Annotated in this window: 9 protein-coding genes; 5 read left to right on the top strand and 4 right to left on the bottom strand. The window is 64.6% G+C overall.

Annotation, left to right across the window (positions count from 1 at the left end; all coding sequences use genetic code 11):
- Positions 1–370 precede the first annotated feature (370 nt).
- Positions 371–1,474 carry a GGDEF domain-containing protein gene (locus NM2_RS23115; RefSeq protein WP_067672561.1) on the top strand — a complete coding sequence of 368 codons (1,104 nt, stop codon included), beginning with the start codon at positions 371–373 and terminating at the stop codon, positions 1,472–1,474.
- A 15-nt stretch (positions 1,475–1,489) separates the two neighbouring features.
- Here the strand turns inward: NM2_RS23115 and NM2_RS23110 are convergent, their stop codons facing one another.
- The 4 genes from NM2_RS23110 to NM2_RS23095 form a co-directional block, all read right to left on the bottom strand.
- Entirely contained in the window at positions 1,490–1,684 is a 195-nt protein-coding gene (locus NM2_RS23110) for a ferredoxin (RefSeq protein WP_067672558.1), read from the bottom strand.
- A gap of 21 nt (positions 1,685–1,705) precedes the next feature.
- Complete coding sequence (locus NM2_RS23105) at positions 1,706–2,953, bottom strand: cytochrome P450 (protein ID WP_157121252.1); 1,248 nt, start codon at positions 2,951–2,953, stop codon at positions 1,706–1,708.
- A gap of 29 nt (positions 2,954–2,982) precedes the next feature.
- The gene (locus NM2_RS23100) at positions 2,983–3,630 is read right to left on the bottom strand and encodes a TetR/AcrR family transcriptional regulator (RefSeq protein WP_067672555.1); all 648 of its coding nucleotides are present in this window, start codon (positions 3,628–3,630) and stop codon (positions 2,983–2,985) included.
- 477 nt (positions 3,631–4,107) lie between these two features.
- Positions 4,108–4,797 (bottom strand): class I SAM-dependent methyltransferase, encoded by a 690-nt coding sequence (locus NM2_RS23095; RefSeq protein WP_067672552.1) that lies wholly within the window; start codon positions 4,795–4,797, stop codon positions 4,108–4,110.
- Positions 4,798–5,138: 341 nt separating this feature from the next.
- Here NM2_RS23095 and NM2_RS23090 point away from each other — a divergent pair, with 341 nt between their 5' ends.
- The 4 genes from NM2_RS23090 (at position 5,139) to NM2_RS23075 (ending at position 12,294) form a co-directional block, all read left to right on the top strand.
- On the top strand, positions 5,139–8,429 hold the full coding sequence (locus NM2_RS23090; RefSeq protein WP_084531446.1) for a DUF4185 domain-containing protein: 3,291 nt from the start codon (positions 5,139–5,141) through the stop codon (positions 8,427–8,429).
- A 64-nt stretch (positions 8,430–8,493) separates the two neighbouring features.
- The gene (locus NM2_RS23085) at positions 8,494–9,150 is read left to right on the top strand and encodes a hypothetical protein (RefSeq protein ID WP_067672546.1); all 657 of its coding nucleotides are present in this window, start codon (positions 8,494–8,496) and stop codon (positions 9,148–9,150) included.
- A 67-nt stretch (positions 9,151–9,217) separates the two neighbouring features.
- Complete coding sequence (locus tag NM2_RS23080; RefSeq protein ID WP_067672543.1) at positions 9,218–10,636, top strand: tetratricopeptide repeat-containing protein; 1,419 nt, start codon at positions 9,218–9,220, stop codon at positions 10,634–10,636.
- Positions 10,618–12,294, top strand: coding sequence for a patatin-like phospholipase family protein (locus NM2_RS23075; protein WP_084531445.1), 1,677 nt, complete (start codon positions 10,618–10,620; stop codon positions 12,292–12,294). The genes NM2_RS23080 and NM2_RS23075 overlap by 19 nt, the downstream gene beginning before the upstream one ends.
- Positions 12,295–12,377 lie beyond the last annotated feature (83 nt).

Here is a 12,377-nt window from a genome sequence, read left to right as displayed (position 1 = left end):
GTTCGCGACATCGGCCGGATGCGCGCATTGGTAAAGAACTCGACCGCCATGACCGCCTCGATCCACTCGCCGGGGTAAAGCGTCTGACCAGCGCAGAATAGACGCCCGAACCATTCCGAGCGCGATACCGACACGCATCGGCCGCAGCGTGAATCGCCGTGACGTCGACCCGTAACCACACTCACGAACTCGCCCGATCGACGATCTGTAGCGTGTGCGTGCCGCGATGGTCAGGACTGTGGTCTGTATTCGTGCGTCGGCTATGACCATCGGGTCTAGACTGCTGCGGATTAGCTGGTGAGATTTCCTGGAACTCTCGCACTCGGTACGAGCAACGGTGGGGCATGCGGTCGGGACCACGGGTGAGTCGATGAACGACGGAAAGACGCTGCGGGCCTGGTGGAACGATCCGGTCGACTACCGCTGGTTGGTGCGCACCCTGGCGGCTCGATCCGCACTGGGTCCGCTGAAAATACTGATCGGCATCGCGGGCGCTGCGATCGCGATGATGGGTGCGGTGATCGCGGGGACACCGGTGGGGCCGCCCGGCGAACCCGGCATTGCTTCGACGATCGGGGTGCTGTGCGGGGTGCTGTGGGCGCTGCGCTGGTGGCTGCTGCCCTGGCCGAGCAAGACCGAGTCGCTGGTATTGGTCGGCGGCGCGGACGTCCTGTTCACCGTGGAGTTCCTCCAGGTGCCGGATCGGCTGTTCGGAGCCACGGGCGCGGTGCTGCTGGTAGTCACCGGCGGCTACGTGGGCTTTTTCCACAGCGCGCGGGCGTTGGCGGCGCATTCGGTGTGGTCGTTGCTGTCCGTGATCGTGTTCTCGGTGCGGATCGTCACCGGCGGCGGCGATGTCCATTTGGCTGTTGCGGTCGGATTGTTGCTGTTCGTGTCGGTGGTCAGCATGTTGCCCGCGCTACAGGTCGTCTACTGGCTGCTGCGTACCGAATCGCTGTCGGATCCGTTGACGCACCTGCTGAACCGCCGGGGTCTGGAGATTCGGCTGCCGCTGTTGGTCGAGCGGTGTCCCGCGATCTGTGTGATGTCCTTCGATCTCGACCGGTTCAAGAGCGTGAACGACACCTGGGGGCACCGCGTCGGCGATGCGGTCCTGGTGCGGACCGCTCGGCGGTTGCATGACGCCGCGGGAGGAGCCGCGGTGGTGGCGCGCACGGGCGGGGAGGAGTTCGTGGTGGCCGCGCCGATCGCCATGGCCGCCGCGCGCACCGAGGCCGAACGACTACGTCACGTGGTCGCCGAACCGACGGAGACCGCTGTGGAGGTCACCGCGAGTGTCGGTGTCGTGGTCTTCGATTCGACGATCTGTCCCCGGTGCCCCCGTCCGAGCCCGGACCGGCTGCTGCAATCGGCCGACGCCGCCATGTACCGGGCCAAACACTCCGGTGGAAATGTGGTGGTGATCGACGAACTCACTCCGCCGCGCGATCACCACCATCCGGCCTCCGAATGACGTGGACCCGGGCGCTCAGTCCTCGAGCGTGATGGCGAGGGCGGGGCAGAGGGCGGCCGCCTCGCGCACCTGGTCGATCCGATCGGCCGGTGGATGCTCATCGAGCAGCAGCACGATCCCGTCGGAATCACTCTGATCGAACACATCGGACGCGGACATCACGCACTGCCCGGATCCGATGCATTTGCCTTGGTCGACAATCACTTTCATGAGACTCCTAATCGGTCGCGGTCACCAGGTGACCGGGAGTTCGTAGACACCGTAGACGAATCCGTCGTGCTTGAACTGGACGCGGTCGAAATCCACTGCCAGTCGCAGTGCGGGAATTCGACGGTAGAGAGTGCCGTAGACGACCTGTAATTCCATGCGGGCCAACGGTTGTCCGAGGCACTGATGGACTCCGAAGCCGAAGGCCACATGCTGTCTCGCGTTGCGCCGGATGTCGAGCCGGTCCGGGTCGGTGAAGACCGCGGGGTCGCGATTGGCGATCTCGTTGACCAGGATGAGTCCCTCACCGGCGCGGACGACCGTATCGGCGATCTCGATGTCCGCCGTCACCGCGCGGCGCCGCCCCGAGTGCGCGATGTTCAGATAGCGCAGCAATTCCTCGACCGCACCGGCAACCAGGGCCGGATCGTCGTTGTCCCGAAGCAGTGCGAGTTGGTCGGGATGTCGCAGCAGCGCCAGCGTGCCGAGCGCGATCATGTTCGCGGTCGTTTCGTGACCGGCGATGAGCAGCAGCCGGGCGATGTCGGCAGCCTGTTCGCGGGACAGCTCACCGGTCTGGACCCGCTCGACGGCCAGTTCGGACAACAGGTCGTCGCCCGGGTCGGCCAGCTTTCGGCCCATCAGGTCGTCGAGGTACGCCTGCAGCCGCTGCGTGGCCGCCAGCCGTTCCTCCGGGGGAGTGTCCCGCTTGATCACGATCTTGGTATTGCTCTGGAAGAAATCGTGGTCCTCGTACGGCACGCCCAGCAGTCGGCAGATCACCAGCGAGGGCACCGGCAGGGCGAACGCGTCGACCAGGTCGGCCGGTTGCGGACCTGCCAGCAGGTCATCGATCAGTCCGTCGACGACCCGCTGCACCGAGGGACGCATCGCCTCGACCCGCTTGATCATGAACGGCGCGGTCACCATGCGCCGAAGGCGCGAATGTTCGGGGTCGTCCATGGAGATGAAGCTGAGCCCGGTGCGGGGCCGTCCCTCGGCGGCCGGGGCGATCCGAGTTTGGTGGGGGAACCCCGGTCGGCCGATATCGGCGCTGACTCGCGGATCGGCCAGCAGCTGTCGCTGTTCGGCGTACCGGGTGACCAGCCATGCGGTCTCGCCGTTCCACAGCCTGACCTTGCGCAGCGGACCCGTGTCCTGGAATGTACGAAGTGCGGGCGGCGGATCGAACGGGTTGGCTGCCGCCCGGGGCATGGGATACTCCGACAATTCCGGAGAGCCACCGTCGGCCGTGGTCATGGTGCTCGTCATTCTCTTGTCTCCCAACAATTTTCGGTTGTTCAACACTCGGTGATCGGTGCCGGCCAGAGTGCGACGAGGACATCGATCAACCCGGTCGCCGTATCCGCCCAACTGGATCGAGTCGGCGGCACGCCCCGCGCGAGCGATCGCTCGCGTTCGGCGCAAACCTGAAGGAGCAGATGGCTTGCCATCTCCTGGCGCTCCAGCAGCACCGGCAGCGGGAGCGCGGGCAGGCATCGGTTCAAGCCTTCGAAGGTCTGCTGGAACGACGGTGCGCTGAACGCCTCGTCGGTCATGATCTCCCGGTAGGCCGGGTCCGCCATCGCCTGCACGGCGAAGCGGGCGTACCAGGTCGGATTGCCCAGCGCCGCAAGGTGTTCGGTGAACGGTCGCACCAGGCAGGCCACCCAGTCCCGCAGTTCGGTGGTCTCGCCCATCTCGGCGAGCAGGTCCGAACGGATCTGCTCGATCGCCGTGGTGTGCTTGCGCACTATCGCCCGCAGCAGATCGGCCCTGCTGCCGAAGTGGTATCCCACGGCCGCGTTGTTCCCCTGTCTCGCGGCCCCGCTCACTCGGCGATTGGATATCGCCGACACCCCCTGCTCGGCGAACAGTTGTTCGGCGGCGGTGAGGATCAGCTCCCGCGTGCCCGCGGCCCGCGTCGTCCGCGCCTCGGTTCCGGGCACCGGACCTCCTCCAGGTTGTTCCTGCAACCAGTGAACCCGCGCGTCGGTTCTAAGTCAAACGATTGACTTAGACTCGCGCCGGATCCTCGCCGATGGCAGCCGGTCGATCGAGTAGGTCCCTCTTGTTCGCGAAGTCGGTTCTGTGCCAAGGGATTCAGAGAGTCATCGCCTGGTGGGATCCGATTACCCGGCCCCGTCTGTCCGCGATCGGTGAACGATATCCGCCCCTCGTCCAGACCCGGCCGGACACCCATCATATGGTCGTCGCCAGGCGTCGCGATCGGCCGCGCAGGTCGGCCACGTCGACGGTCTCGGCGCGGGCGAGGGGGTCCTCGGCCGGGACGGCGATGTGCAAGGCTGCGGTCGGTGAGAATCCGCACCTGCGGGTCAGGGGTTTCCGCGTCCAGCAGATGAATATCGCCGAAATGGAATCCGCGATAAGCGCGACGAATTCCCCGACGAATGGTGGATTGCCGGTCAGCCCAGGTGTGCCTGTAACAGCCAGGCGGGTACCGAGCTGCGGCCGCCCGGTTCGTCGCGGACGTTTTCGAACCGGATCGGCGACTGATCGTCCCTGGGAAGGTTGTTGCCGTGGATGCGTGCAGGGCGGATCTGGTCGATCACCCAGTATTTCGAGACCGCCTCGCGTAATTCGTCTTCGGTGACGGGATTGGGGCCGAAGTCCGGGGGTGGCGTCGGGAGGGCTGCACGGTCGAACACGAGCACGAAGTAGGACGCTCCCGGGGCGGCGGCGCGGACGATCGATCGCTGGTATCCCTCCCGCTGGTCCACGGGAATGGAATGGAACAGCGTGCTGTCGACGATGGTGCCGAATCGGCCGTCGTACCCGGTGAACGAGGCGATGTCGGCGACTTCGTACGACGCGGTGGTCAGCCCGCGCCGTGCGGCTTCCGCGCGGGCCAGTTCGATGGCGGTCGGGGCGGAGTCCAGTCCCACCGTCGTGTAGCCGTGTTCGGCCAGGTACAGGGAGATCGCCGCCTCGCCGCACCCCACATCGAGCACGTCGCCGTGGAACTCGCCCTGCTCGATGAGTGCTTTCAGTTCCGGCTGCGGCTCGCCCAGGCTCCAGGGGGGTTTGGCATCGGCGAATGGGCCGGCCTCGCCCTTGTAGGCACTCTCGAACGTGAATTCGCCCGGTGTGGTCATGATTCCCTCCGAATCGTTCGGGGCTATCAGACATGGATGGAAGAGCTATCTCGATGCTACGACTGGCGGGTGGTTCGCCGAAAAGGATTCATATAGGATCGAGCTCGATTCCGGTCGAGCTTCGTCACTTCGAGAATGCGATTATTGTGACGAAAGACTCTGGACGCGCCCAGGTGTCCCCTTCAAGCTTGGAACTGTATCCGCTGGGTTGTTTCGATTGTCGCCCAGCTGGAAATTAATCTGCTTCGAATCCATTTCGATACTGATTCGAGCAATGGTTGTGATTCTTATCGTGATTCTCAGAGGAGAGAGCACCCACACCGTTGCAAGGAGGGCATGCAATGCATGAGAAGTACTTCCCTCTCGAAGAGGGGAAATGGTCTCTGGTCCAAGTGTACAACCCGGACCAGCCCCATCACGGGGTGGATCTGGCTGCTGACTTCGGGACTCCGGTGTATTCGGTGTCCGACGGTGTGATGGCTCATGTGGGGATTCACGACGATGAACCGAACGGATACGGATCGTGGTTGGTGGTGGATTCGCAACGACAGTGGGGCCTGGATTTCACTTACGGGCACATGCCGCCGGATTCCTTCGTGAATCCGCGGACCGGCCGGACGTGGCAAGTGGGCGATGAGGTGCGGGCCGGCGACAAGATCGCCGAGGTCGGCTCCGAGGGCGGCTCGACCGGTCCGCACCTGCACTTCGAGGTGTCGGGCCCGCCCGGACGGTTCGGCGGCCGGTGGCTGGATCCGATGAGCGCGTGGATGGATACGGCCGTCAACCCCGTCCATGCCCATCTGCGCCCGCCCGCCGCGCAGTTAGTCGACGGACAGCCGAATCTCGGCGCGGCCGACGGAACTCTGGTGGGCAAGCAGCTGGCCGACTATTCCGCGGGTGTTCCTTCCGCGACGGCGTTGAAGAACGCCGGATTCGTCGGGGCGGTGCGGTATGTGTCGGATCCGCGGGAGGGGTGGATGAAGGGTAAGCCGTTGAGCCGGGCCGAGGCCGATGAGCTACGGAACAACGGGATGGTGGTGGTCTCGAATTACCAGTTCGCCAAAGGCGGCAGTGACACCTCGGACTGGATCCGCGGCTACGACGGCGGCCGCCAGGACGCCATGCGTGCCCAGCAACTGCATGAAGCGGCGGGTGGGCATCGCGATGGCGTGATCTATGTGTCGGTGGACGCCAACCCGAACCAGTGGGAGTGGGGTAATCAGGTCAAGCCGTATCTCACCGCGTGGCAGGACATTCTGGGCCGTCAGCGGCTCGGTGTGTACTGCAACGCGCGGGTGATCGATTGGTGCGACGGCGACGGGATCGGCAGCTACTACTGGCAGCACAACTGGTCGGGCGACACTTCCATCAACGGTGATCATCCCAAGGCGCATATCCACCAGTTCGAGATCGATGAGGCCGACATCGATGGTGTCGGTATCGATCGAAGCGTCATCCTGAGGCCGAGCTTCGGGCAGTGGGGCACGGAGACCGCGCCTGCCGGTGCACAGCTTCCGCCGGCTCCCGCGGTGAAATCCCCAGGGGGATATCCGGTCACGGACGGTTTGGGCCTCGGGTGCGGGTACAACGCCGGTCATGGCCAGCGGCTGCGGATCTACCTGCACACCACCGAAAATCAGGACTGGATCACCACTGCCGAAGCGGTGGCGAACTACCAGGCGAATACCCAGACCGGCAGTTATCACGACATCATCGACGACAGCCACGTCCTGAACACCGTGCCCTACCAGCACACGGCGTGGAGCGTACTGTCCGACAACCCGGTGTCGATCAACATAGCCATGGTCTGCACCTCGGGGGCGATCGGACAGTGGGGCGGCGCGAACCCCAACATCGAAGGCAACCCGAAGACGCGCGAGCAGTGGCTCGAACACGAGGCGATGCTGGACATGGTCGCCTGGGATCTGGCGCAGCACTCCCGGCGGGAACGGATTCCGCTGGACCGCGTCGACATCGAAGGCATCGGACAGAACAAATCCGGGGTGTCGAGCCACAACAACTACACCTACGGATCCAGAAAACTCAAGGGTCATCAGGACGGAACGCACTGGGATGTGCCCGACACGTTCCCCTACGACGTCGTGCTCGCCGCGGCGCGCGCCTACGCCGGCCAATCGGCACCGCCGCCGAAACCCGTTGATATGGACGCCTATCCGTTGAAGTGGGACGGAATCCGCGAATGCTGGGGACCGCTCGAGGGACCGGAATGGTGTGTCAGCAATCGGTACGGAACCGAGTCGCAGGCGAGCAGGGACGGTTTGAAGCGCTGGCAGGAAGCGCTGGGCATCGCGGGTACCGGCGTTTACGACGACGCCACCAAGGACGCGGCAACCCGGATGCAGCAACTGAAAGGATGGCCACCGGATCCGCGATGGGGTTACGGACTGGTGTGGAAGGGCGAGTGGGACGAGGTCATCCGGGCGGGATGGCGCTTCCCCAGCGAGGTGACCGTGCCTACGCCCGCGCCGTCCCCGCCGTCGGCTGTCGCCATCGATCCCGGCCCGAAAGCCGCCAGGAGCAAGAAGATCGCCGATGTCACCGGGCCCGGTCACACGGACCGCTTCGGTGTCGGCGGGACCGATCTGGGCGTCATGTGCCGGACGCCGTCGGGGCGCATCCTGGCGATCTTCGGCGATACATTTCTCAATCCAGGTGTCGGAGGACCGGATTGGCGCTCACCGGTCGGGTTGCTGAGCGACACCACGAGCCTCGATCAGGGAATCGGATGGAACGAGGCGTGTGGCGATGATCCTCGATACGCACGCCAGCTCCTGCCCTACTCCCATGAGACCGGGGAATACACCACGATCCTGCCTTCGGACGTGGTCACGATCGGTGACTCGATCTATCTGCACGTCATGGTCAATCAAAGCCTGCACAACGTCATCCGCACCGAGCTGTGGCGCTCCGACGACGACGGCAGACACTGGACCGACACGGGCGTGCGCTTCCCCGGGGACCTGCACCACAACCTGGCCCAATTGATCACCTGGGACTGCCACCCCAATGGCTGGGTCTACGTCATGTCCACCAGCTTCACCCGCAACGACCCGTTGATCCTGCGGCGCGTGCCGCACGACCGAATCGAGAACCCGGACGCCTACGAAGGCTGGGGCTGGGCCGACGGCAGCTGGAAGTGGGGCAACCCGCCCACCCCCATCCTCGAGGGCGTCACCTCCGGGGAGAAATTCGGGGAGATGTGCCTGCGGTACATCCAGGGTCAATGGGTGCTGGTGAACTTCGACGCCAGCTCCAGCGGCGGCTACGACATCGACGTCCGCGTGTTCGAGAACATCACCGACAACCTCTACGACGCACGCAAGTCCTCGCCCATCCGCGGAGCGGCCTGGGGTATGGAGGGTGACGACGCCGTCGCCCAGCTCTACGGGCCCAGCATCGTTCCCGGATCGACTCTCGACGGCGGATTCCACATCTTCGTCAGCCAATGGAACACCGGCGCGGCCGACGGCTGGCCCTATCGGGCCATGCAATTCAAGATCCCCGTCGACCCGGTAGTGCCACTCCTGCGGGGCGTCACCGCCCCCGCGCCGATGGAAGCCCCGGGGCTCTCCCGGCAGGTACTCCGACAATTCCGGGTACCGACCGGTTGAGCCCGCGCGGCCGCCTGGTTCCCGAGGCGGAGATGAAAGAACTCAGCAAAGGTGAAGATACGACATGAGCAAGGACGATTATGCGAACGCGATCATTCGAGAAGGCCGACGCATGGGTATTACGCCCCGAGGGATCGTAATCGCTCTGGCAACTGCGCTCGTCGAATCCAACTTGGTGATGTACGCCAACCGGAACGACCCGGATTCCCTCAACTATCCATATGAGGCGCTGAGCTCCGATGCGAACAGCAGCGGACTTTTCCAGCAGCGCGCTCCGTGGTGGGGTACCGCCGCGGACAGGATGGATCCGGCGCGCAGCGCGCGAATGTTCTACAGCGCGTTGAAAGGGCTGCGCGAGGATTACAACGATACTTCACGCTCTCCCGGTTGGTATGCCCAGGCTGTGCAGAAATCGGCATTTCCGGGTAGATACGATCAGCGGATGGGGGAGGCGCAAGAACTCTACGACCGGCTGAGCGAAATTTCGCCCGCAGTCGGCGCGGCGCCCTCACCCGCTGGGTTCGGAAATGCGGGATGGGGTGAAATAATTCATAATTTCAACGGCCAGCCGGTCAGCCGCGAAGACATGATCAAATATATGGATGCTCGTCTGGAACGCGTCGAGCGAATGGTCATGGTTCTGCTCGACCGGGTCGGTGGCGCTGAGGCCGGGAATGCGGTAGCGCGGTCCCGCACTCCTCTGGAGCCGGTATCGGGGTGATTCGAGGACAGTCATGGTCATGTCTGGGCGGAGAGTTTCGTCCGCACCGCCGAGCCGGCGCCGGGATATGCCGAAACCGGTTGCTTTCGTGGTGATGCCGTTCGGCAGAAAATCTGTCGACCGTATCGAACCGCACATTCCGGCCGCCGTGGACTTCGACGCGCTGTGGGAAAACGTCTACAGGCCCGTACTGACCCACATCGGCTACGAGGCGGTACGCGCTGACCGTGACATAGGCGCGCTGATCATCGTCGATATGATTCAGCGGCTGACCCTCGCCGATCTGGTCGTCGCCGATCTGACTTTGCCCAACGCGAACGTGTATTACGAGATCGGTGTGCGTCACGCGGCCCAGCCGCACGGGTGTGTTCTCGTCGCGGCGGACTGGTCTCGGCCGGTGTTCGACCTCGCCCAGATGACTCAACTCCGCTTCCCGCTACCCGACGGCGCCGTTCCCGTATGGGTCGCCGAGCAGGCCAAACTGAAGCTGCGCAAGGACCTCGAGCGCTTCATCGACGGCACCTCACCAGTTTTCGCCGCCGTATCCGGTTATCCGGACCACATCGAACTGGTGCAGGCGAGGGCGTTCCGGGACATGGTTACGCGGTTGTCCTCCTTCGACGCCGACATCAGGTCGGTCCGTTCCCGGCCGCCCGCCGAGCGTGCCGCCGTCGCTCGTCGAATCGCGTCTCGCTACGGCCACCACCCCGCGGTGCGTGATGCCGTCGCGCTGCAATTGCTCCGATTGCTCTGTGAGACAGCGAAGACGCCCGCGGACTGGGATTTCGAACTCGAATACATCGACCAGCTTCCCGCCCGTCTGGTTCGCCACGACTACGTCGTCGGTCAGCGGGCCTTCGCATTGGCGAAGAAGGGGGAGATCACGGCGGCCGTCGGAGTCCTGGAGCAACTGATCGCCGACTACGGCGGAACTTCCGAGCGGTACGGACTACTCGGCGGACGCTACAAACAATTGATGCGGGCCGCGGACACGCCGGCGCAGCGGCGTTGGTATCTCGGCAAGGCGATCCAAAGCTACGAGAACGGTATGCGGCTGGACCTGAATGCCAATTACCCGGCATCCAACCTGCCGAGGTTGTACCGGGAACGCGGGCACGTGGACGATTCGCGGCGTGCCGAGGAGGCCGCCGTGATCGCGACGGAGGCGTGCCGTCGCGCGCTCGCGCTGGGGCTCGAGGACGAATGGAGCAAACCGACCCTGCTCGGGATGGCCTTCTACCGCGGTGACGTCGTCGCGGCGCGTGCCCTCCGCGGCCGAATCGAGGCCGAGGGGCCCGGGGCGTGGCAACTGGAGACGACCATCGAGGACCTCCGCGCCGACGCCGCACACCACCCCGACCGCGAAGTGCGGACGGAACTGACCACCGTGCTCGCAGCCCTCGAGGCACTGCTGCTCGAAATGGCTCCGACCGATGATCCCGCATCGACCCACTCCTCGGAGGGATCATGTCCGAGGAGCCCGTGACGGTCCTGGTCAGCGGACATATGGTCGACACACCGGAGCGTGTTCGGCCGCGATTTCCGCAGAGCGAAGTCGGTCGGGTCGCTGCCGAAATCGACCACATCTTCGAGGCCTGGGGGATCGGACCGTCGAGTACGGTCATCACCGGTGGAGCCCGTGGGGCTGACATTCTCGCCGCGGAGAACGCTCTCGGCCGTGGTGCCCGGGTCGTACTCTGTCTGGCCCATCCGCCGAGGCGATTCGAGCAGACCTCGGTCGAACTGCCCGGTACCGACTGGGCCGACCGGTTTCGGGGGCTGCTCCCGCGAGTGGAGGTCGACGTCGTCCAGGCCGAAGATCCGGCTTCGGATGACGTCTACGCGACCACCAACGCTCGAATTCTCGATCGGGCTCGAGCGCTCGATCCGCACCCGTATGTGCTGCTGGTGTGGAACGGGGAGGGCAGCGACGGACCCGGCGGCACCGGTGATCTCCTCGGTCGCCTGCGATCCGGCGTGCCCGACGACCGGGTTCGAGCCATCGATCCCACCGCGCGTCGCTACCAGGTTCGCCAGACCGCGCCCGGCAAGAAGAAGTTGCTGGCTCTCGACGGTGGCGGCGTCCGCGGGGTCCTCACCCTCCAGATCCTGCGCGGTATCGAGGAACAGTTGCGACGGCGCTACGGTGACGATCTGGTCCTCGGCGACTACTTCGACTACATCGGTGGCACCAGCACCGGCGCCATCATCGCGGCCGCTCTGGCGCACGGCCATCCAGTCGAGAAAGTCCAGAACCGATATCGAACACTGGGGTCGAGGGTTTTTCGAAAGCGGTTCTTGCCGATGCGGATGCGTTCGCTGTACCGCGACACCAGTCTGACTCGCGAGCTCGACGATTTCTTCGGCGCCGGACTCACGCTCGGCGACCCGGCCTTTCGCTCTCTACTACTGGTGGTATTGCACAACACCAATACCGATTCGGCGTGGCCGCTGAGCAACTGTACCGGCGCTCGATACAACCGCGCCGACCGATATCTCCAGCCTGCGGCCGACCGCAACCTGGATCTGCCACTGACGAAACTGATTCGGGGAAGCACCGCCGCCCCGGTCTACTTCCCACCCGAAAGTATACGAATCGGAGCCCGGGACATCGTTTTCCAAGACGGTGGCCTGACACCGTTCAACAATCCGGCACTGCTGATGTTCCTGATGGCGACTCTCCCGGAATACGGGCTGCGGTGGCCCACCGGTGAGGACAACCTCTTGATCGTCTCGGTCGGAACCGGATCCGCGGCGATGACACACAGCGGTATACGGACCGAGAATGTCAACCTCCTGTTCAACGCCCGCAATCTTCCGGCCGTATTGATGCACGGCGCCTCGGTCGGCCAGGACCTGATCTGTCGTTCCTTCGGGCGATGCCTTGCCGGCCCGCCGATCGACCGTGAGGTCGGCGCACGACTCGATGGCTCCGGCGCCGGCGGAAACAAGCTGTTCACGTATCTGCGATACGACGCCGACCTATCCGACGAGTCGCTGATCCGGGCGGGGATCACCGCCAAGCGAGACCGACAACAGATCCGTCGGCTCGACGCCCTGGCCGGTATGCCGCATCTGGAGGCGATCGGTACCGCTGTCGGCCGGAATATCGACCTCACCGAGCACTTCGGGGGTTTCCTATGAATTCGCACTTTCATGGCATGGGGTCTCGGAATAGATCGGTTTTCCGGTTGTCGTGTCGCGAGCCGATGTATCCGAAACCGGGA

This window comes from Nocardia miyunensis NBRC 108239, from assembly GCF_001613065.1.
GTDB lineage: Bacteria > Actinomycetota > Actinomycetes > Mycobacteriales > Mycobacteriaceae > Nocardia > Nocardia miyunensis.
Note: the sequence above shows the minus strand (reverse complement) of the source record. Positions and strands in the feature narration are given on the sequence as shown.

Coding starts and splice junctions, on each gene's coding strand:
- NM2_RS23115 (WP_067672561.1), top strand. CDS start 371: ATGAACGACGGAAAGACGCTGCGGGCCTGGTGGAACGATCCGGTCGAC.
- NM2_RS23110 (WP_067672558.1), bottom strand. CDS start 1,684: ATGAAAGTGATTGTCGACCAAGGCAAATGCATCGGATCCGGGCAGTGC.
- NM2_RS23105 (WP_157121252.1), bottom strand. CDS start 2,953: ATGACGAGCACCATGACCACGGCCGACGGTGGCTCTCCGGAATTGTCG.
- NM2_RS23095 (WP_067672552.1), bottom strand. CDS start 4,797: ATGACCACACCGGGCGAATTCACGTTCGAGAGTGCCTACAAGGGCGAG.
- NM2_RS23090 (WP_084531446.1), top strand. CDS start 5,139: ATGCATGAGAAGTACTTCCCTCTCGAAGAGGGGAAATGGTCTCTGGTC.
- NM2_RS23085 (WP_067672546.1), top strand. CDS start 8,494: ATGAGCAAGGACGATTATGCGAACGCGATCATTCGAGAAGGCCGACGC.
- NM2_RS23080 (WP_067672543.1), top strand. CDS start 9,218: ATGCCGAAACCGGTTGCTTTCGTGGTGATGCCGTTCGGCAGAAAATCT.
- NM2_RS23075 (WP_084531445.1), top strand. CDS start 10,618: ATGTCCGAGGAGCCCGTGACGGTCCTGGTCAGCGGACATATGGTCGAC.